At 61.5% G+C, this 20,785-nt stretch carries 18 protein-coding genes; 8 read left to right on the top strand and 10 right to left on the bottom strand.

Translation table 11 applies throughout. The features are described 5' to 3' along the window. Window positions 1-2 precede the first annotated feature (2 nt). Genes DLD99_RS05085 through DLD99_RS05075 form a run of 3 tightly spaced genes read right to left on the bottom strand, consistent with a single transcriptional unit; the run spans window position 3 to window position 3,907 of the window. On the bottom strand, window positions 3-203 hold the full coding sequence (locus DLD99_RS05085) for a DUF1656 domain-containing protein (RefSeq protein ID WP_003221811.1): 201 nt from the start codon (window positions 201-203) through the stop codon (window positions 3-5). Then, window positions 193-2,385, bottom strand: a complete 2,193-nt coding sequence (locus DLD99_RS05080) for an FUSC family protein (protein ID WP_114881473.1) — start codon at window positions 2,383-2,385, stop codon at window positions 193-195. Before DLD99_RS05080 ends, DLD99_RS05085 begins: the two co-directional genes overlap by 11 nt. A gap of 10 nt (window positions 2,386-2,395) precedes the next feature. Continuing rightward, the gene (locus DLD99_RS05075; RefSeq protein WP_114881472.1) at window positions 2,396-3,907 is read right to left on the bottom strand and encodes an efflux transporter outer membrane subunit; all 1,512 of its coding nucleotides are present in this window, start codon (window positions 3,905-3,907) and stop codon (window positions 2,396-2,398) included. A 182-nt stretch (window positions 3,908-4,089) separates the two neighbouring features. Here DLD99_RS05075 and DLD99_RS05070 point away from each other — a divergent pair, with 182 nt between their 5' ends. The 3 genes from DLD99_RS05070 (at window position 4,090) to DLD99_RS05060 (ending at window position 7,140) form a co-directional block, all read left to right on the top strand. Beyond that, window positions 4,090-5,058, top strand: coding sequence for a LysR family transcriptional regulator (locus DLD99_RS05070; protein WP_085711718.1), 969 nt, complete (start codon window positions 4,090-4,092; stop codon window positions 5,056-5,058). A 408-nt stretch (window positions 5,059-5,466) separates the two neighbouring features. Next, on the top strand, window positions 5,467-6,441 hold the full coding sequence (locus tag DLD99_RS05065; RefSeq protein ID WP_114881471.1) for a 2-hydroxyacid dehydrogenase: 975 nt from the start codon (window positions 5,467-5,469) through the stop codon (window positions 6,439-6,441). Between the two features lie 195 nt (window positions 6,442-6,636). After that, window positions 6,637-7,140, top strand: a complete 504-nt coding sequence (locus DLD99_RS05060) for a DUF2165 domain-containing protein (protein WP_114881470.1) — start codon at window positions 6,637-6,639, stop codon at window positions 7,138-7,140. An 11-nt stretch (window positions 7,141-7,151) separates the two neighbouring features. Here DLD99_RS05060 and DLD99_RS05055 read toward each other — a convergent pair whose 3' ends face one another. Continuing rightward, window positions 7,152-8,054, bottom strand: coding sequence for a DMT family transporter (locus DLD99_RS05055; RefSeq protein WP_114881469.1), 903 nt, complete (start codon window positions 8,052-8,054; stop codon window positions 7,152-7,154). A gap of 143 nt (window positions 8,055-8,197) precedes the next feature. Between DLD99_RS05055 and DLD99_RS05050 the strand changes: the two genes are divergently transcribed. Further along, window positions 8,198-9,073, top strand: coding sequence for an AraC family transcriptional regulator (locus tag DLD99_RS05050; RefSeq protein WP_114886593.1), 876 nt, complete (start codon window positions 8,198-8,200; stop codon window positions 9,071-9,073). Here DLD99_RS05050 and DLD99_RS05045 read toward each other — a convergent pair whose 3' ends face one another. The 4 genes from DLD99_RS05045 to DLD99_RS05030 form a co-directional block, all read right to left on the bottom strand. Next, the gene (locus tag DLD99_RS05045) at window positions 9,074-11,503 is read right to left on the bottom strand and encodes a TonB-dependent siderophore receptor (RefSeq protein ID WP_114881468.1); all 2,430 of its coding nucleotides are present in this window, start codon (window positions 11,501-11,503) and stop codon (window positions 9,074-9,076) included. A gap of 104 nt (window positions 11,504-11,607) precedes the next feature. Beyond that, window positions 11,608-12,597 (bottom strand): FecR family protein, encoded by a 990-nt coding sequence (locus DLD99_RS05040; protein WP_114881467.1) that lies wholly within the window; start codon window positions 12,595-12,597, stop codon window positions 11,608-11,610. After that, window positions 12,594-13,160, bottom strand: a complete 567-nt coding sequence (locus DLD99_RS05035; RefSeq protein ID WP_085711726.1) for an RNA polymerase sigma factor — start codon at window positions 13,158-13,160, stop codon at window positions 12,594-12,596. The genes DLD99_RS05040 and DLD99_RS05035 overlap by 4 nt, the downstream gene beginning before the upstream one ends. A 66-nt stretch (window positions 13,161-13,226) precedes the next feature. Further along, complete coding sequence (locus tag DLD99_RS05030; RefSeq protein ID WP_114881466.1) at window positions 13,227-13,532, bottom strand: DUF3649 domain-containing protein; 306 nt, start codon at window positions 13,530-13,532, stop codon at window positions 13,227-13,229. 175 nt (window positions 13,533-13,707) lie between these two features. Here DLD99_RS05030 and DLD99_RS05025 point away from each other — a divergent pair, with 175 nt between their 5' ends. From DLD99_RS05025 to fecA, 3 genes are all read left to right on the top strand, one after another. After that, window positions 13,708-14,196 (top strand): sigma-70 family RNA polymerase sigma factor, encoded by a 489-nt coding sequence (locus DLD99_RS05025; protein WP_114886591.1) that lies wholly within the window; start codon window positions 13,708-13,710, stop codon window positions 14,194-14,196. Then, entirely contained in the window at window positions 14,193-15,122 is a 930-nt protein-coding gene (locus DLD99_RS05020) for a DUF4880 domain-containing protein (RefSeq protein WP_114881465.1), read from the top strand. The genes DLD99_RS05025 and DLD99_RS05020 overlap by 4 nt, the downstream gene beginning before the upstream one ends. A gap of 91 nt (window positions 15,123-15,213) precedes the next feature. Then, window positions 15,214-17,547 carry a TonB-dependent Fe(3+) dicitrate receptor FecA gene (gene fecA, locus DLD99_RS05015; protein WP_114881464.1) on the top strand — a complete coding sequence of 778 codons (2,334 nt, stop codon included), beginning with the start codon at window positions 15,214-15,216 and terminating at the stop codon, window positions 17,545-17,547. 116 nt (window positions 17,548-17,663) lie between these two features. Here the strand turns inward: fecA and DLD99_RS05010 are convergent, their stop codons facing one another. Together DLD99_RS05010 and DLD99_RS05005 are read right to left on the bottom strand one after the other, a co-directional pair. Beyond that, window positions 17,664-18,071 (bottom strand): HPF/RaiA family ribosome-associated protein, encoded by a 408-nt coding sequence (locus tag DLD99_RS05010; protein WP_085711730.1) that lies wholly within the window; start codon window positions 18,069-18,071, stop codon window positions 17,664-17,666. A 200-nt stretch (window positions 18,072-18,271) separates the two neighbouring features. Continuing rightward, window positions 18,272-19,219 carry a LysR substrate-binding domain-containing protein gene (locus DLD99_RS05005; RefSeq protein ID WP_085711731.1) on the bottom strand — a complete coding sequence of 316 codons (948 nt, stop codon included), beginning with the start codon at window positions 19,217-19,219 and terminating at the stop codon, window positions 18,272-18,274. 135 nt (window positions 19,220-19,354) lie between these two features. Here DLD99_RS05005 and DLD99_RS05000 point away from each other — a divergent pair, with 135 nt between their 5' ends. Beyond that, window positions 19,355-20,731 (top strand): L-serine ammonia-lyase, encoded by a 1,377-nt coding sequence (locus tag DLD99_RS05000; RefSeq protein WP_085711732.1) that lies wholly within the window; start codon window positions 19,355-19,357, stop codon window positions 20,729-20,731. Window positions 20,732-20,785 lie beyond the last annotated feature (54 nt).

Here is a 20,785-nt window from a genome sequence, read left to right as displayed (position 1 = left end):
TCTCAACGGTAGACAGTCAGCGCCATCGCGCCGAACAGACAGGTAAACAGGCTCAGACGCAACAGCGCCGGGTGCCAGAAGAAGCGATACAGATCGAACCCGGACAAGAATCGATCCAGCGCCCAGGCCAGTGCCGCAGCGACGAAAAACATCAGGGTCATGGTCGGCATGTACACGCCGTGGAAGGCGATTTCACGAGGCATGGGCAAGTCCTTCGGGCTTGGCGATGGCGTAGGCAGCGAGTGGCGATTGCGGGTCGAGCAGCGAGGTGCGGATGAAGTGCAGGTAGCTTTTCACCCGACGCAGCGCCGAGGTATCGAAGTGCGGCGCGAACGGCTCGTCGGTGGCGGCGACACGGCTGATCGCATGATCGACCGCAACCAGTGCGCGCTCCAGATTGCTCGTATTCGGTTGCAGGAACAGCCGCACCAGCGAACGCCCCATGACCCGGATCGCCTGGCGCCATGGCTGGGATTCGGCATACGCCGGATGCACCGGCAGGATCGCCTGTTCCTTGCGCAATTCGATGATCGCGTGGCCGACTTCCAGCACCACGAACATCCAGCGCAGCAGGTTTTTCTGCACCAGCGGCTGACCGGCCGCCAGACCATAAGCCTGATGCATCAGGTCGCGGGTACGGCTTTCGAAGCTCGACGCCAGGCCCTTGAGCTTGCCGCTGATCGCGTACACCACTTGCCCGCGCAGGTCCTGCTCCAGGCGCTGCCACAACCAGCGGCTGTTCGGCGGCAGGATGATCGCCCCCGCCGCCGCGCAGACCAGCATGCCCATGACCATGGCGATGTAGTCGTTGATGAAGGTGTAGGGGTTGTAGATCGTCAGGTTGTCCGGCACCGAACCGGTGCTGAAAAAGATCAGCAGCCCCAGGCCGACACCGGCGTATTGCGGCCGCGATGCGAGGAACGAGCCGAGCACGATCACCGGCGCGAGCATCACGCACAGCAGCGGGAAACCATCGATCCACGGGAAGATGAAAAACATCTCGACGAAGCCGATCAACGCCCCGAGGAACGTACCGCAGGCCATCTGGAACGCCATGCGTTTCGGGTTCGGCGTCGCCGCCGACAGGCCCACGGTGGCAGCGGCAATCAGGGTCATGGTCGCGCCGCTCGGCCACGCGGTGGCGACCCAGTAACTGCCGAGCACGACCAGGATGAACGCGGCACGAATCCCCGATGCAGCCGCCGCCCACCAACTGGTCTGCGGGGTGAACGGCTCGTCCCAGCGTTCGCGCTCGTGGCTGTGATCGGCCAGCGACGCGTGGGTCTGTGCATAACCGTGCAGGTCATCGACGAAGCGATAGAGCAGTTCATACGCGGTGTGGAAATCCAGCAACTCGGCGTCGCTCGGTGCACTCTCCTGGAAGGCCGCCCGCAGACTGCGCACCCGTGCCGGCAAACCTTCCTTGTAAGCTGTCAGCGCCGTCACCAGACGCGCCGCGTCCGGGCTGGTCAGGGCACGACCGCTGAAGCCGTCGAGCACTTCGGCCAGATCCTGCAGGCCCGGCTTGATCGCCGCCACGACATGCTCTTCGTCATTGACGCGCAGACGCTCGAGCAACTGGTGCAAGGCGTTGAACCGGGTGGTGATGCCCATGAACTCGCTGTTCAGGCGACTGAGCCGACCGTTGCGCCGACGCATGTGCGGGTCTTCGAACACGGTCACGCTGCGCAGCCCTTCCAGCCCCACCGCTTCGGCGATGAAGCGCACGTTGCTGGCCTCGAACGCCTCCGGTTTGCTGCGCCCGCGCAGACCGTCGGTGACGAACAGCGCGAACACACCGAAACGCTGATACAAGGCGTTGCGCATCGCCGCACTGGCAGTCTGCGGCAGGATCGCGGCGCTGACCAGGGTCGAGCAGAGAATCCCCAGCGAGATCTCCAGCACTCGCCACACCGCCGCCATGAACGCGCCATCGGGATGGGCCAGCGCCGGCAGGCCGACCATCGCCGCCGTGTACCCGGCCAGCACAAAACCGTAGGCGCGGAAGTTGCGGCAACGGGCGGCGCCGGCCGAGCAGATGCCGACCCAGATCGCCAGCGAGCCGAGGAACAGTTCGGTGTTCTGGGCGAACAGTGAAATCAGCGTCACCATCATCGCCGACCCGGCCAGGGTGCCGAGGAAGCGATAGAAACTCTTGGCGAACACCTGGCCGCTCTGCGGCTGCATGACGATGAACACGGTGATCATCGCTGTGCGCGGTTGCGGCAACTCCAGGCGCATCGCCAGCCACAGGGTCAGGAATGCTGCGATCAACACCTTGAAGATGTAGACCCAGGTCACGCCGTCGCTGCGCGCCCAGTCGAAGAAACCCCGGCGCCATTCCAGGGAGTAGAGCCAGCGCAAAGGTGCGGGCAAGGGAGTCATTAAGGCTTGCTCAGTGGTCGAGGGCTTGAAGTAGGGCCGGGGTTTTCGGTGCGGCGGTCTGTTCGGCAGTCGGCACGTCTTTACCCGCGCCAAGGCCACCGCCCAATGCCGTCACCAGTTCCGCATGGGCACTCAACCGCGCCGCCTGCACCTGCTGCTGAACCTGCTGCTGTTTGAACAGCAGGGTCTGGGCGTTGAGCACGTTGAGGTAATCCGTGAGCCCGCGCTGGTAGGCGATCATCGCGATGTCGTAAGTCTTCTGCGCCGTAGCCACCGATTCGGCGGCGAAGGTCTGCTGCTTGTCCATCGACTCGCGGCGGATCAACTGGTCGGAGATGTTCTTCAGCGCATTGACCAGGGTCTGGTTGTAATGCGCGACGGCGATGTCATAACCCGCCGACGCTTCACCGAGTTCGGCGCGCAGTCGCCCGCCGTCGAAGATCGGCAGGGAGATCGCCGGCCCGACGTTGTAGTTGAGCTTCTTGCCGGTCAAAAACTCCAGCGCACCACCGCCGGTGGCCATGTAGCCGAGGCTGCCGACCAGATCGACGTTGGGGTAGAACCCGGCATGCGCGACATCGATCCCGCGTGCCTGGGCCGCCACTTGCCAGCGACTGGCGACCACGTCCGGACGCTGGCCGAGCAGTTCGGCGGGCAATGCCGACGGCAGTTTCAGTGCCGCGCCGAGGGACAGGGTCGGACGCTGCAATTGCGCACCGGCGCCCGGCCCTTTGCCGGCCAGTGCGGCGATCTGGTTGCGGCTCAGGGCGATTTCTTCGTCCAGTGCATCCAGCTGTCGATGAGTTTCCGGCAGCGGGGTTTCGGCCTGGCTGACTTCGAAGTGCGTGCCGATCCCGCCGTTGAGGCGCTTCTGCGCCAGTTCGAGAATCTGCTGTTGCTGCTTGAGCGTCGCCGCGACGATGTCGCGCTGGGCGTAATGCAACGACAGTTCGATGTAGGCGCGCACGATGTTGTTCTGCAATTCGAGCTGCGCCTGGCGCGCCTCGGCAGCGCTCATGTGCGCGAGGTCCACCGCACGTTCGGTGCTGTTGCTTTCACGGCCCCAGAGGTCGAGGGCGTAGCTGAAACCCAGTGCGGCGTTGTTGTCCCAGGTCGTGGTATTGGCCAGCTCGCCGGGACCGTAGAACTGATCGGTCGGCCAGTTGTGGCGCTTGAGGGTCGACTCGCCATTGATCTGCAACGACTCGGCAGCTTCGGCGACACCGGCCATGGACCGGGCCTGACGCACTCGCGCGGCGGCCATGGCCAGGGTCGGACTGCCTTGCACGGCCAGGTCGATCCAGCGATTGAGTTGCGGGTCGCCGTAGGCTTGCCACCATTGGGCGGTGGGCCAGTTTGCGTCACGGGCGGCGTGGGCGATGGCCTCGTCGGTGGCCAGTTCATTGGCCTCCAGAGCCTTGCCCTGCGGGGCAATCCCTCCGGTTCCGATGCAGCCGCTGAGACCTAACGAAATAGCCAGAACACTGAGCGGCAAAAACGCTCTGTTGATGCGACGCGGCACTGCTGCGAATTCCTGAGGTGGGGGATGTTTCGAGGTGGGCGCAATTCTAGGGGGCGCCCTGAACGGCGATAAGCTGGGTTTTCTGCGAATCTTTGTTACGGTTAACGAGATAATCCCTTGGTCGGGGGTCTCAGCCCCTGAAACTTCGTGTCACAATTTGCCATCTCCCTTGAGAGCACCCCATGGACACTTTGCAAAACATGCGCGCCTTCAGTTGTGTGGCCGAAGCCGGCAGCTTCACCGCTGCCGCCGTGCAACTCGACACCACCACTGCCAACGTCTCGCGCGCGGTCTCCAACCTGGAAGCCCACCTGCAAACCCGCCTGCTGAATCGCACGACCCGACGCATTGCGCTCACCGAGGCCGGCAAGCGCTACTTGCTGCGCTGCGAGCAGATCCTCGCCTACGTCGAAGAAGCCGAAGCCGAAGCCAGCGAAGCCCACGCGCGCCCGGCCGGTCAGTTGAAAGTGCACACCATGACCGGCATCGGCCAGCACTTCGTGATCGACGCCATCGCCCGCTACCGCAAGACCCACCCGGACGTGACCTTCGACCTGACCATGGCCAACCGCGTGCCGGACCTGCTCGACGAAGGCTACGACGTGTCCATCGTCCTGGCCCGCGAACTGCCGGACTCGGGCTTCGTCTCGCAACGCCTGGGCATCACCTACAGCATCGTCTGCGCCTCCCCGGCCTACGTGAAAGCCAACGGCTGCGCACAGAAACCCAGCGACCTGCTGAACCACGCCTGCCTGCGTCTGGTGAGCCCGGTGATCCCCCTGGAAAAATGGGCCTTCGACGGCCCGGAAGGCCAGGAAATGGTCACCATCAACAGCTCACCCTTCCTGGTGAACTCCGCCGACGCGATGAAAACCGCGATCACCAGCGGGATGGGTGTCGGTGTATTGCCGGTGTATGCCGCGATCGAAGGCTTGCGTAACGGCTCGCTGGTGCGGGTGATGCCGAACTACCGCTCGCAGGAACTGAACCTGTATGCGATCTACCCGTCGCGGCAGTATCTGGATGCGAAGATCAAGACCTGGGTCGAGTATCTGCGCGGGTCTTTGCCGGAGATACTGGCGGGGCATCAGGCGGAATTGGCGGCTTATGAGATGAGTGGGAGTCTGGCGGGGGTGCGGGTGGCGAATTAAACACAATGAGCGTTAGCTCGAGTACCGCTTTTGACGTGCCGGCCCCTTCGGCAGGCTGAGTGGAGGGATTCATCCGGGGGTGGGCGCGTAGCGCCGTTCGACGAAGTCGAACACACCGAGAGGAGGTGCAGCGAAGCAAACCGGAGGCGGTGCCCCCGGATGAATCCCGGAGCGAAGGAACTCCGAGCCCAGGCGAGGTGCCGAACGCCGGGGCCCAGCGTTTTGGTTACTTTGGGGCGTTTGCCAAAGTGACTCGCCGTAAGGGCGAAACCGCCAGCCGCAACACCCGCAGAAACGGATATTCACCCAAAACCCCAAAAGCCTGGTCGGCCCAGAGGCCGCCAAGACAACCCAAAACAGAAATGTTAGCTTGCTTGGCAATAAAGCCCCGAAGCCGAGCCCATAGCGATGAAAAAAACAGTTTTGGCCTTCAGCCGCATCACCCCACCCATGATCGAACGCCTGCAACAGGACTTCGACGTCATCGTCCCCAACCCGAAAAACGGCGACATCAACGCCCAGTTCAACGAAGCCCTGCCCCACGCTCACGGCCTGATCGGCGTCGGTCGCAAACTCGGCAAGGCCCAACTGGAAAACGCCGCGAAACTCGAAGTGGTCTCCAGCGTCTCCGTCGGCTACGACAACTACGACCTCGCCTACTTCAATGAACGCGGAATCATGCTCACCAATACCCCGGACGTGCTGACCGAAAGCACCGCCGACCTGGCCTTCGCCCTGATCATGAGCAGCGCCCGCCGCGTCGCCGAACTGGACGCCTGGACCAAGGCCGGTCAGTGGCAGGCCAGCGTCGGCGCACCGCTGTTCGGCTGCGACGTGCACGGCAAGACCCTGGGCATCGTCGGCATGGGCAACATCGGCGCCGCCGTCGCCCGTCGCGGGCGCTTCGGTTTCAACATGCCAATCCTCTACAGCGGCAACAGTCGCAAGACCGGACTGGAACAGGAACTCGGCGCACAGTTCCGCAGCCTTGACCAACTGCTGGCCGAAGCCGATTTCGTCTGCCTGGTGGTGCCGCTCAGCGACAAGACCCGTCATCTGATCAGCCATCGCGAACTGGCGCTGATGAAGCCGAACGCGATTCTGGTGAACATCTCCCGCGGCCCGGTAGTCGACGAGCCCGCATTGATCGAAGCGTTGCAGAACAACCGCATTCGCGGCGCCGGCCTCGACGTCTACGAAAAAGAGCCGCTGGCCGAATCGCCGCTGTTCCAGCTGAAAAACGCAGTGACCTTGCCGCACATCGGATCGGCGACGAATGAAACCCGTGAAGCCATGGCCAATCGGGCGATGACCAATCTGCGCAGTGCACTGCTCGGCGAACGGCCGCAGGATCTGGTTAATCCGCAAGTCTGGAAAGACTGATGACCCACGGGGCTGGAACACTGTTTCCCGGCCCCACCGGTCTTAAACCTGTTTTCTAAAATTGCCTGAAGTTATTCACCACCCTTTTAAACTACACAACTTGAAAACGACTCTTCGCCCAACCCTCTTAGACTCTCTATAGAATCCCGTGAACCATCTGCCAACGGACAGATACTATTCACGGAGAATCAACAAATGACTGGCCTTAAAACCTCCCAACTTATTCGAAGAAGTAAAGTTGCAATCGTTTTCATGGTAGGCATGCTGGGCGCGCTGATTGTTTTCAGCAACGCCACCGATTACGACTCGAACTACATTTACCTTGGCCATATCCTGAGCATGGATACGACAGGCAGCCATTTGATGTACCGTTCGATCAACTCGGAAATGATGCATCACCGGATCTACTGGATGATCATGACACTGGAGACCATATTTACTTCAGCTTGCCTGCTGGGAGGCTATCAACTTGCAAAGAATATAAACGCATCAGACGAGCAGTTTCATGAAGCAAAGAAATATGCCGTACTTGGGTTTCTCGTGGCGTTGTTTGTTTATTACTTCTGCCTGCAAGTCATTGGCAATGAATGGTTCGACATGGATCAGTCAAAAGACTGGAATGCCATGAAGTGGGCACAAAGCATTGTCGACTTTCTGTTACCGGCACTTATATTTCTGGTAATGAAAGTCGACAGTTGAACATTCAGTGTTCAATGTGCAGGTTTGGCGATCATTTCAATAACCGGTTTGGGTTTGCGAAACACCAACACATTGCCCAACATCACCAGCACCAAACCCGCCAATGCCGGCGCCGTCCATTGATAGCCTTCGGCAAAGGCCGAAACGTTCAGCGCCACCACCGGGAACAGCACCGTGCAATACGCTGCGCGCTCCGGCCCCATGCGACCGACCAGGGTCAGGTACGCGGTGAAACCAATCACCGAACCGGGGATGACCAGGTACAGCAGCGCGCCGATGTAGCGCGAGGTCCATTCCATCTCAAACGGAATGCCTTTGACCAGGCACCACACCGACAGCATCGCCGCGCCGTAGGCCATGCCCCAGGCGTTGGTGGTCAGCGGCTTGAGGCCGGCCTTCTGTTGCAGGCTCGACAGCATGTTGCCCGCCGAGAAACACAAGGTGCCGCAAAGCGCCAGACCAAGGCCAAGCAGTGTTTGCGGGCTGGCGTGATGCCCGGCCAGCTCCGGCCAGAACAACAGGCCCAGGCCAAACAGCCCCAGCGCCCCACCCATCAACACATTGCGCGCAATACGTTGGCCGAAGAACACTCGCGCATTCAGGGCGTTCCACAAGGTCGCGGTGGAAAACACCACCGCCACCAGGCCGCTGGGGATCCATTGGCTGGCGGTCAGGAAACACATGAAGTTGACGCAGAACAGGCACAAACCCTGCGCCACACAGATCAGATGTCCGCGCCGGTTCATCGGTTGCAGACGGCGGCTGAGCAGCAACAGCGCAAACAACACCAGCGCGGCGAGGCCGAAGCGATAGACGATCGAAACCGGAATCGCCACCACGCCCAGTTGCCACTTCAGGGCAATCCAGGTGGTGCCCCAGATCAGTACGGTCAACAAATACAACGACAGGTTCATGGCAGACACTCCTTGATTGGGTTTCAGTGTCCGTCCGCGCCATCCGCTCACGCTTGCATAAACTTGCGCTTTTGTCGGGCCGCAGGCTGGCAGCGGAAAATCTACGGAGTAGGATGCAAGGCGTTGAAGAGAACCGACTGACTATGGCTGCCATCGATACCCTGCAAGTCTTTCAAGCATTGAACAGCTCGCCGAACGCACGTCTTGTGCACAGCGCCGAGTTGGGCGACGGCTTGTCTGCCGCTTTGTGGACCAACCACCACGATGCGCAGGATTATGAAGCGCCGAGCCATCACACCCTGTCCTGCTACATCGCCGGCGGCACCGGTACGTTCCGTCGCGATCAACCCGGGCAGAAAGGCGGGCCGGACAAGCTCTGTATCCTGCCGGCCGATCACGAGTCGGGCTGGGTGATCAATGGCGATATCAGGCTGGCACATCTGTATTTCAGCGCCGAACAATTTGCCTTGGGTTGCGTCACGCTGCTGGATCGCGAGCCCCGGGAAATGCAGTTGCGCGAACAGACCTTCCTCGAAGATCCACAACAAGCACAACGCTTCCGGCAGTTGCTTACGCTGAATTGGGACGAACCCGCCGAACGTTTGCTGACCAGCAGCCTTGCCCATGAACTGATCAGCCACACCCTGCTCAGTCAGGTCGGCGTGCGTCAGGGTCTACGTTTGAAGGGCGGCCTGGCGCCGCATCAGCGCCGGCAACTGGTGGAGTTCATCGACAGCCAACTGGCCGAGCCGATCAGCCTCGGGCAACTGGCGGGATTGTGTGCGTTGTCGGAATACCACTTTGCGCGGATGTTCCGGGTGAGCTTCGGTCTTCCGCCGCATCAGTATGTGCTGGCGCGGCGCCTGAGCCGGGCACGGGAGTTGTTGCGCGGGACGGCGTTGCCGTTGGGAGAAATTGCCCTGGCGTGCGGGTTTGCCAGTGCCAGCCACTTCACCAACCGCTTTCGCCAGGTGCTGGGTGGAACGCCCGGCGAGTATCGCCAGGCGTTTTTACGCTGATCAGAACTCCAGCGTGCTCGACAACGAAATCTGCCGCGAATCGCCCATCGACACGAAGAAGCGGCTGGCCGCCGAGGTGTAGTAGGTGCGGTCGAACAGGTTCTTCACGTTGAGCTGGAACTTGACCTTCTGCCCTTCCACCTTGGTGTCGTAAGTGGCGAACGCATCGGCCACGGTGTAGCTCGGCAGCTCGAAATCATTCACTGCGTTACCCGCTCGCTCACCGACATACCGCGCGCCCGCGCCGACCCGCAGTTGATCGCCACCGATCACGCTGCCGAAGTCGTAGACCGCCGACAGCGAGCCGGTGTTCTTAGCCACGTTTTGCAGCTTGTTGCCTTTGTAGTCCGGATCTTCCGTGACCTCGGCGTCGGTGTAGGCGTAGCTGCCGATCATGCTCCAGCGGTCACTGAGCTGGCCGGTCAGGTCCACTTCCAGACCACGGGAACGCACTTCACCGGCAGCGCTGTAAATCGTGGTCGGGCCTTCGGCGTTGGCCACCAGCACGTTGCGTTTCTTGATGTCGAACAGGGCGATGTTGCCGGTAACACGGCCCGGAATATCGAGGCGTGCGCCCAGCTCCCAGGACTTGGCTTCTTCCGGCGCGATGCTGCCGTCGAGCACGGTGCTGCTGCCGCTGAGCGGGGCGATGGTCGAGTTCGGTTTGAACGACTCGGTGTAGCTGCCGTAGAACGACAACGCGTCGGTGTAGCGATACACCAGACCTGCGCGCGGCACCCACTTCTGCCCGTTGCTGTCGGTGTTGGCCTTGAACGGCACACCTTTGCCGGCGTACTGGTCGTATTCCTGGAAACGCCCGCCGGCCACCAGAATCCACTGGTCGTTGAGGTGGATCGAGTCCTGCAGGAACACCGAGTCGCTGCGCAGCAGATCGGTCTGCGCACTGTCCGCCGGGCTGACGGTGGAGCCGGCGACTTCACGACCGTACACCGGATTGACGTAACTGAAGGTGCTCAGGCTTTTCTGGCGGATCAGGTCCGCGCGGTAGATCTTGCGGTACTCGTCGTCGACGCCGAACACCAGGTCATGCTGCATGCCCAGCACGTTGACCTTGCCTTCGAGGCTGGCGGTGGTGAAACGGTCGGTGCTGATCGCGCCCTGGGTGCCGTCCATGCTGCGGGTCAGGGTGCCTTTTTTGGTGTCGATGGCGGTTACGCGGACCTGGCTGGCGTCGTAGGTTTCGCGGTTCCAGCTATAGCCGAAATGGGCTTTCCAGTCGTCGTTGAGTTCGTGATCGGCCTCAAAGTGATAAAGGTCCGAACGCCCTTCCATGTCGTTGAATTTCTCGTCGAGACGCTCGTTGCGCGAGATATCCAGCGGATGGTTGGTGCGCGGATCGATCAGGGTGCCGCGATCAAATGGAGTCAGGAATTCCCGATGCTCATACGCGAACAACAGCTTGGTGCGCTCGCCGTACCAGGCCAGCGACGGCGCGATCAGGCTTTCACGGTGGGTACCGAAATTGCGCCAGTAATCTTCGTCTTCATGGTCCAGCACCATGCGATAGGCCAGACCGGAGTCCCCCAGCGCACCGGTGCTGTCGAAGGAACCGCCGCTGCCGTTCTTGCCGTCGCCGTAGGTCGAGCCGCGCAGGGTCAGGGCGTTGTACTGGGTCAGTTCAGGCTTCTTGCTGACCATGTTGACTACGCCGCCCGGGTCCTGAATCCCGTACAGCAGCGAGGCCGGGCCCTTGAGGACTTCGACGCGATCCACGGTGGCGTTCATGCCACGGCCCTGCACCACCGGCATGCCGTCGCGCATGATCGAGCCGTTGCGGTTGTCGCCGAAGCCGCGGGTCATCACCGAATCCTGGGTGCTGCCCAGCGTGTTGCCCTGGGTGATACCGCTGACGTTGGCCAGTGCATCATCGAGATTGCGCGGTGCCTGGTCGCGAATGACCTGGGCCGGGATCACGTTGACGGTCTGCGGGATTTCCTGGAGCGAAGCCGAGGAGCGCATCACCGAACTGGTTTCCGGTGGCTGGTAACTCATCGGCTGATCGATGACCGAGGTGATGTTCGTCGCGCCGAGGTTCAGCGCGCCAGCGGTCGGTTGCGGTTCGAGTGCCAGGGTATGGCTGTCGGTGCGGCGGAAGGTCAGGCCGGAACCGGTGAGCAATCGTTGCAGTGCCTGTTCGGCGCTCATCTGCCCGTTGACCGCCGGTGCGTTGAGGCCGTACGGCGCTTCGACGGTGTAGACCACGCTCTGGCCGGTCACGCGACTGAAATCGCTCAAGGCCTGCGGCAGCGGTTTGGCAGCCAGGGAAAAACTGAACTGTTTCTGTGGCTGGCTGCTGTTGCTTTCAGCGGCCTGCGCCACGCTCATCGGCAGCAATGCCAACGCCGCAAAACTCAGCGCCGAGGCGCCGAACCACTGTTTGACCGAACCCGATTTTGCCCTGGACTTCATTGCTCATGACCTGTGTAGAACCGCAACGGATGCGAATGACTCGCAGTTTCAGTCACTACACGGATGGCGTCGGGATTTACCTCACCACAAATTTGAAAATATTTTCAGCGCAGGATAATCAGCTTGCCCAACACCTGATGCTGCTCGAATCCCAGAACCCCTTGCAGTGAATTCAACACCGCTTGCGGATCCTTGCTCGGGAAACTCCCGCTGACCTTGCGCGCGCCCAGTTCGTCATTGAGCAACACGATGCGCCCGGGGTAATAACGCCGCAGATCCTGCACCACATCGGCCAGTGTCGACTTGTAGTAAGTCAGCCAGCCCTGACGCCAGGCCAGTTGCGCTTCGCTGTCCACGGCGTGCAGTTTTTGCGCTGAACCTTCGCCATACGCCACTTGCTGGCCGGCGATGAGAATCTGCTGTTGATCATCACGGGATGCCGTCACGCCGACGCGCCCGGACAGCACAGTGACTTGTGCGCCGTGAGGTTGCAGGCGCACTTCGAACTGCGTGCCGAGCACCCGCGCCTGGCCCTTCTCGGCCTCGACCACGAACGGCTCACCGGTGTGGGTCACGCTGAAAAATCCGGCGCCCCGACGCAATTGCACATGTCGCTCGCCGTGACTGAAATCCACGGCGATGGCACTGTCGGCATCCAGCGTGATCCGGGACTGATCGGCCAATGTCACGGTGCGGATTTCACCGGGCGCCGAAACGTAATCAGCGCCCAGATCGTCGATCCAGCGCTGCGGCTGCCAACCGGTACCGAGGCTGATCATCAACAACAGACAGGCCGCCATCGCCAGCGCCCCGGCCCAACGCCGGAGATGCGGGCGGCGTGGCCGGTCCATCGCATTCAGGTAACCCTGCAAGGCGAACGCCTCTTCATCGGCCAGTGTGCGGGCCGGCCCTTCGCTCAATTCCCAGATGACTTGTGCCTGGGCGTAAGCCTCGGCGTGGGCCGGATCGGCATGCAGCCATTGGCTGAAGGTCAGTTGATCGCCGGTGCTCGGGCGGTCGTGCAACAGGCTCAGCCAGGCAAAAGCCGCCTGTTCCTGAGCAGGCGTCGGCGTGACGCGGTCGGTGTGATTCACGGTGCTTTCCCTGGCAGGCGTGGCGCGGGTTCGCGCAGGCTGGCCTTGCAGGCCTCGAGGGCGCGCATCATATGTTTTTCCACGGCGCTTTGGGACAGGCCCATCGCTTTGGCGATCTCGGCGTACTTGCGCCCATGGATGCGATTGAGCAAAAAGATCTGCCGCGTGCGCTCGGGCAATGCGCGCAACGCCCGCTCGACATGGCGCAGATCATTGCCCGCCTCGAGCGCGGCTTGCGGTTCGCTGGCGCTGCTGTCCGGTTCATCCGGCTGCCAGCCTTCGTTGATCCGTACCCGCGTGCCTTCACTGCGCAAATGATCGATGGCGATATTGCCGGCGCAACGCAACAGATAGGTGCTGAGTTCTTCGACCTGCACCAGCGGCCGGCGCCAGAAACGCAAGAACAGATCCTGCACCAGGTCCGCCGCGGTTGCCCGACAGCCGACGCGGCGGTTCACCAAAGCTTCCATTTGCGAGCGCTGGGACAGAAACACCTGCAGAAAATGCGCACGGGCGCCGTGGGGTTCGTCGTCGCGGGACTCGGGCGGATGGCTGATCAGCATGTCAGTTCAAGAACCCTGCGACAGAGAGCGGCAGCGGGCCGGTCATTGCCTGGCTTAAACCCTCTTTCATGCGTAACCCAAGCCCCGAGCAGCGCCGGAGATCGTCGCCAGAATCACACTCGGCACCAACAGTCCGACCCACGCCGACCAGGCACTACGGCAGGCGAAACACCAGAGCACAGCCACCAGATAGACCAGGAACGAGACGGTCATGCCGGTGACGACCGCTTCGGCGCGGTTCAGCGGCAACCAGAGGGTCAGTGTGACACTGGCCAGCGCCGCGACCAGATAGCCGCCGAACACCGCCGCGAGCACCCGCGAAGTGACGGCCAGACGATAGGACAGGGGGAGTTCGGCGAGTTTGGCTTTCATGTTTCGGCCCTGAAACGGTTAACGCCCGGCCAACGAGCCGAGACGACAGATGAGCGATATTAATGATAAATATTCTCATACGCAAAAGAGTCTGATTGCCGGCATACATTCACGGTCATACAATGCGAACCATTCTTGTTCTCTAACGCATCCGCATGCGCCCGGAGTGATGCCGTTGTCGTCCGCCCATCCCGTCGAATCGCTGTATCAGGCCCACCACAGCTGGCTCACCGGCTGGTTGCGGAGAAAACTCGGCTGCCCGGACAGCGCCGCCGATCTGGCCCAGGACACCTTCATCCGGGTGCTGACTGCTCGCGAGCCGCCGGTGATCATCGAGCCGCGCGCATTCCTCACCACCCTGGCCAAGCGCGTGTTGTTCAACCATTACCGTCGCCAGGATCTGGAGCGCGCCTACCTCGACACCCTCGCGCAGATGCCGGAAGTGGTCGCGCCTTCGGAAGAAGAGAAAGCGATCATCCTGCAAACCCTGATGGAGCTGGATCAGTTGCTCGATGGTCTGCCGCGTGCGGTCAAACGTGCCTTTTTACTCGCTCAGGTGGATGGCCTGACCTATCCACAGATCGCCGTTGAACTGGGCATTTCCGTGGCGACGGTCAAACGTCATCTGAACAAGGCAGCGATGCGCTGCTACTTCGCCCTGTGAACCCGCCGATGGATTTTTCATCGCAGGTCGCCGAGCAGGCCGTGCACTGGTTGCTGGAAATGCAGCAGGGCCCGTTGAATCCGCGCCAGCAACAAGCCTGGCAACAATGGATCGACGCCCACAGCGAACATCGCCGCGCCTGGGAACACATGCAGCGGGTCAATTCGCGGTTGCGGGGTTTGTCATCGCCACTGGCCCATGCCGCGTTGAATGCGCCGAAGTCCGGCAGCCGGCGTCAGGCGCTGAAGTTGTTGTTGATTCTCGGCGCAGGTTCGGCGGTCACCTGGGGAATGCGCGAGCACAATCCATTGCCGTCGCTGCTGGCCGATTACTGCAGCCCGGTCGGTCAAAGGCGCAAGATTTCGCTCGGCGCCGGCGGACAGTTGCAGCTCAACACCGCAAGTGCGGCGGATGTCCGGGGCGATGGCCTGATCCGCCTGCTGGAAGGTGAAATGCTGCTGACCGCCACTCAACCCTTTGAAGTGCAAACCGCCCAAGGGCTGCTGAAAACCCAAGGGGCGCGGATCAATGTGCGGCAGTTTGCCGGCCGCACGCAGGTTGCACTGTTTGAAGGTCGGGTCGAGTTGAGCACAAATGGTCGCGCACCGATGTTGCTGCCGGTCGCACGGCAATTGAGTTTCAGCGCCACCTCTGTCGGCGAAGCCAAACCGCTGGACGCCAACAGCGGCGCCTGGGCCGACGGCATGCTGGTGGCCGCGCACATGCGCCTGGATGACTTCCTCGACGAACTCGGCCGCTATCGTCGCGGGCAGCTCCATTGCGATGCGAAAGTGGCTGACCTGCTGATCTCCGGGACTTATCCACTGGACGACAGCGAACGGATTCTCGACCTGCTGGAAATCAGCCTGCCGGTAAAAGTGAAGCGCTTTACCCGCTACTGGGTGACGGTCGAAGCCAAGGTTTGATCCATCGCAAAAAATAAATGAGCCGTTTTTCAGATCTGGCGTGACAGAGAAGGAAAGCCCCCTTGATTCAACCTTCTCAGGACCGTCCTCCATGCACCCCACCCGCCTCACGCCATTGGCCCGAACCCTGCGCAATCTTGTCCTCGGCGCCAGCCTGAGCTTCAGCGCCCTGCCCCTTGCGCAGGCCGCCGACACCAAGGCTTATCACATCGCCCCGTCGTCGCTGGAAAACGCCCTCAACCAGTTCGGCCGTGAAGCCGGCGTGCTGATCTCGTTCGGCTCGCAAGTCACCAGCGGCGTGCAAAGCCGTGGACTGGAAGGCAGCTACACAGCGGAACAGGGTCTGAACGCGCTGCTCGAAGGCACCGGCCTGCAAGCCCGCGCCGAGGGCGGCAACGCCTTCAGCCTGCAACCGTCGAGCGATACGGCGCTGGAGCTGGACACTTCGAAAGTGGTTGGCGACTGGCTGGGTGAAGCTGCGCAGGTCAACGTCTTCGAACATCCCGGTGCCCGTGACGTGATCCGCCGCGAAGAATTCGAACGTCAGGGCGCGACTCAGGCCCGCGATGTGCTCAATCGCATTCCCGGGGTCAACGCCCCGGAAAACAACGGCACCGGCAGCCACGACATGGCGCTGAACTTCGGCATTCGCGGCCTCAACCCGCGCCTGGCTGCACGTTCGACCGTTTTGATGGACGGCATTCCGGTGCCGTTCGCGCCTTACGGCCAGCCGCAGTTGTCCTTCGCGCCGATCAGCATGGGCAACATGGACGCAGTGGATGTGGTGCGTGGTGGCGGCGCCGTGCGTTACGGCCCGCAGAACGTCGGCGGCGTGGTCAACTTCGTGACCCGGGCAATTCCGGACGAGCCGACCGTCAAGGGCGGTTTCCAGACCGAAACCAGCCCATCGTCCAGCCATGACGGCTTCAAGACCAGCGCCAACCTGCTGGCCGGCGGCACCAACGAGAACGGACTGGGCGGTGCGCTGCTGTACTCCGGCACCCGCGGTGGCGACTGGCGCGAACACAGCGACACGGAAATCGACGACCTGATCCTCAAGGGCAAATACCAGCTCGACGAAGCCAACAGCTTCAACGCCATGGCCCAGTATTACGAAGGCAAGGCCGACATGCCCGGCGGTCTGAATGTCGCTGACTACGATGCCGCCCCGTATCAGTCGACCCGCCCGAAAGACCAGTTCTGGGGTCGTCGCACCATGTTCAATTTCGGCTATCGCTATCAGGAAGATCGCCGCGAGTTCACCGCCAACACCTTCTTCACCAAGACGCTGCGCAGCGGTTATCTGGATCAGGGCACGTTCCTGTCGCTGTCGCCTCGCGAATACTGGGTTCGCGGTCTGGAAACCCGTTTCGCTCAAGGTTTCGACCTCGGCCCGACCAGCCATGAAGTCGGCGTCGGCTATCGCTACATCAATGAAGCCGGCCACGAGTTGCGCTATCGCACCCCGATTGCCAGCAACCAATACCCGACCACCAACAGCCGCAACGACCGCGACACCCGTGGCGGCACCGAAGCCAATGCGTTCTTCGTCGATGACCGCATCGACATCGGCAAGTGGACGATCACACCGGGTATGCGCTACGAGATGATCGAGTCGCAACAGACCAACAACCTGACCAACGTCAAATACAAGGGCGACTACAACACCGCGCTGCCGGCGTTGAACGTGCTGTATCACCTGACCGACACCTGGAACCTGTACGCCAACACCGAAGGTTCGTTCGGCAGCGTGCAATACAGCCAGATGCCCAACCGCGTGAGCAGCGGCGAAGTGAAACCGGAGAAGGCCCGCACCTGGGAACTCGGCACCCGCTACGACAACGGCGCGCTGCGCGCGGAAATCGGCGCGTTCCTGATCAACTTCGACAACCAGTACGAAAGCAACCAGACCAACGATTCGGTGATCGCCCGTGGCGAGACCCGGCATCAGGGCATCGAGACCAGCGTCAATTACGCACTGGATGACTTTAGCCCGGCGCTGGCCGGCTTCGATGTCTACGCCACTTACGCCTATGTCGACGCGACCATCCGCGAAGACGGGCCGAACAAGGGCAATCGTGTGCCGTTCTCGTCCAAGCACAAAGGCACGATCGGCGTCGGTTACACCGAAGGGCCGTGGAAGCTCAACCTGGACAGCAGCTTCCAGAGCGATCAGTTCGCCGACAACGCCAACACCTCCAAGGAAAGCGCCGACGGCAGCACCGGCAAGATCCCGGGCTACATGCTGTTCAGCAGCCGCGCCGGTTATGACTTCGGCCCGCAGCTGTCGGACCTGAACGTGGCGGTGGGGGTGAAGAACATCTTCAACACCCAGTATTTCACCCGCTCGTTCGATGACAACAACAAGGGCAAGTATGTCGGTGAGCCGCGCACGGTGTATGTGCAGACATCCGTTGCCTTCTGATAACAACATTCACCTTGCCCTCTCCCCAAGGGAGAGGGGTTTCAAACCCGCCACAAACAAAAACGGGCCTGCAATTGCAGGCCCGTTCTCATTGGGTGACTTATGAAATCAGCGCATCAACTGTTGATCGCTGCCTGTTCGTTTTCCAGAAATTCTTCCTCCAGCAACCGGTCATTCGCCTTTCTTTCGAATGGCACCACAGCGGCTCGCGGCTTGCCCCGCAGTTTGCCAAACAGGTGCTCCAGCGCGTGCTCCAGTTTTTCGGCTGCACCATCGATCGCCTGTTCCAGCGAATCGGCTTTGTGGGTGACGGAAATCGGTTGATGGCCTTTTGGCCGCGCCTCCAGCTGGCAGCGCAAATCATGGGGACCCGGTTTGTCACCGTTCTCGTCGCTCAGATGGACTTCGACACGGGTCAGGTCTTCCTCATAACGGTCGAGCGTGCTCTCAATTGTGGTTCGTACCCACTCCTCCAGTCGTTTGCTGCTTTGAATATGGTTGTCGCTGTTGACTTGGATTTGCATAGTTCATCCCTTATTTCAGCTAGCTCGCAAGAGGCCTTGAACAGGATTTCGTGACCTCTTGATTACAACAATCGGCCCGCTTGACGAACATTTCAACCCCTGAAAAAAGATAAATATTCATACGCAAAAAAAGCCGGACAACCGGGCAAAGCGCTGGTAAGGTCGGGAGTTGGGTCGCCCCGTCACCCTGAAAAATCTGCTCACAATTGGCCATCACCCAACGGGTGCAGGCCACGAAAAATCTCCGCCTCTTCCACCAGCCAGTCATGCACCGCGCGCACGCCCGGATGGCTCAAGGCCCCCGGCGCATAGAGCAAAACATAGCGCTTGTGATTGGGCACCGAAATCCCGAACGGCACGATCAACGTCCCCCGCTCCAGCTCGTCGTTGAGCAGCGTGCGCCGGGCAATCGCCACGCCCATGCCGGCAATCGCCGCTTCGATGGTCAGGTGGTTGCGGTTGAACGTGTGCCCACGCCGTACGTCGGCACCCTCGAAACCGACAGCGTTGAGATAGAACTCCCACTCCGCGTACTCGTAACTGCCGCGCCACGCGGTGATGTCGTGCAGCAGCGGGAAATGCACCAGATCCGCCGGCCCGTGCAGGGGCGGTCGTCCGCGCAGCAGGCCCGGCGCGCACACCGGGAAAATCTGCTCGTCGAGCAAGGCTGTGGATAACAGGCCCGGATAACTGCCGTCGTTCAAGTCGATGGCCAGGTCGAAGTCCCCTTCATGCAACGGTACGCTGCTGTCTTCGGCCACCAGCCGCAGCTGGATGTCCGGGTAACGCTGTTGCAGGCGCGGCAGACGCGGGGTCAGCCATTTGCTGAGGAACGACGGAATCGAACGGACTCGCAGAATTCCGCTGATCATCCCCGCATCGAGACGACGCAACTCCGCATCGATGCTGCCGTAAGCCTCGTTGACCGTAATCGCCAGTCGCTGCCCTTCCGCGCTCAGCTCCACACCCCGTGCGCGACGGTGAAACAGGCGAAAGCCCAGACGCTCTTCCAGTTGTCGGATTTGTTGGCTGACCGCCCCCGGCGTGATGTGCAGTTCTTCGGCACAACGGGTGAACGACAGGTGCCGCGCGGCACAGGAAAACACCTGCAGCCAGACGTAAGTCTGGGCATGCAATTGACGACTCATGGTTTAGTCCTGCTAAAGGCTTACTTAGGAAGTTTCGTTAGTCACGCTGAAGCGAGGTAGGCAGTATCGCCGACATTGCGCTTGTCCTACAAAAAATGGCGGCGATTCCTACTCCATTGCTTGTAAGGCTTTAGCATGGCTATCAGTGTTTTCGATCTATTCAAAGTCGGCATCGGTCCGTCCAGTTCCCACACCGTCGGCCCGATGCGCGCCGCCGCCACCTTCGCCCAAGCCCTGATCGACCAGCATTTGCTGCTGGATGTGAAGCGGGTGGAAATCCGTTTATACGGCTCGCTATCGGCCACCGGCGTCGGTCACGCCACCGACCGCGCAACGGTCATGGGCCTGATGGGCGAATGGCCGGACAGCATCGATCCGTCGACCATCGACCCGCGCATCCAGCAACTGCGGGAAACCGGCCAACTCTGCCTGGCCGGGCAGCGAAACATCGCCTTCAACTGGCAACACGATCTCCTGCTGCTGGACGAGAGCCTGCCCTACCACCCCAACGCCATGTCGCTGACAGCCTTTGGCGAATCTGCCGAGCTGTTCACGCAAACGTACTACTCGGTCGGCGGCGGTTTCATCATCGAAGCGGCCGAAGCAGAGTCCGGTGTAGCGCCGGCCGGTGACGTCGAGTTGCCCTACGATTTTTCCAGCGCCGTCGAACTGCTGGCGCTGTGCAAGCAGCACAACCTGCGGGTCTCCGAACTGATGATGGCCAACGAACGGGCCTGGCGCAGCGACGCCGAGATCCGTCAGGGCCTGCTGCATATCTGGTCGGTGATGCGCGAGTGCGTCGAGCAGGGCCTGCGTCACGAAGGCGTCCTGCCTGGCGGTCTGAATGTTCCGCGTCGTGCGGCGAAATTGCACCGCAGCCTGCTGGAAATCGGCAAGCCGAACGTCATCAGTTCGACTCTGTCGGCGATGGAGTGGGTCAACCTGTTCGCCCTCGCCGTCAACGAAGAAAACGCCGCCGGCGGGCGCATGGTCACCGCGCCGACCAACGGTGCCGCCGGGATCATTCCGGCCGTCCTGCACTACTACATGAAATTCAACCCGGACGCGTCCGACGATGACGTAGTCGCGTTCTTTTTGGGCGCGGCGGCCGTCGGCATTCTCTGCAAGAAAAACGCCTCGATCTCCGGCGCCGAGGTCGGCTGCCAGGGCGAAGTCGGCTCGGCTTGCGCGATGGCCGCTGCAGGTCTGGCCGATGTACTCGGTGCTACGCCGGAGCAACTGGAAAACGCCGCCGAAATCGGCCTGGAACACAACCTCGGCCTGACCTGCGACCCGGTCGGCGGCCTCGTGCAGGTGCCCTGCATCGAGCGCAACGCCATCGCTGCGGTGAAGGCGATCAACGCCACACAAATGGCCCTGCGCGGCGACGGCAAACACTTCATTTCCCTCGACCGGGTGATCCGCACCATGCGCGATACCGGCGCCGACATGCATGACAAATACAAAGAGACTTCACGGGGCGGCCTGGCCGTGAGCTGGGTGGAGTGCTGAGGAGCACTCCCTGACCGCCCGTAACACGTGAGCCCGAGCAAGAATAATAACGAG

It is taken from the genome of Pseudomonas kribbensis (assembly GCF_003352185.1).
GTDB lineage: Bacteria > Pseudomonadota > Gammaproteobacteria > Pseudomonadales > Pseudomonadaceae > Aquipseudomonas > Aquipseudomonas kribbensis.
This window is presented reverse-complemented; position numbering and strand designations above follow the sequence as displayed.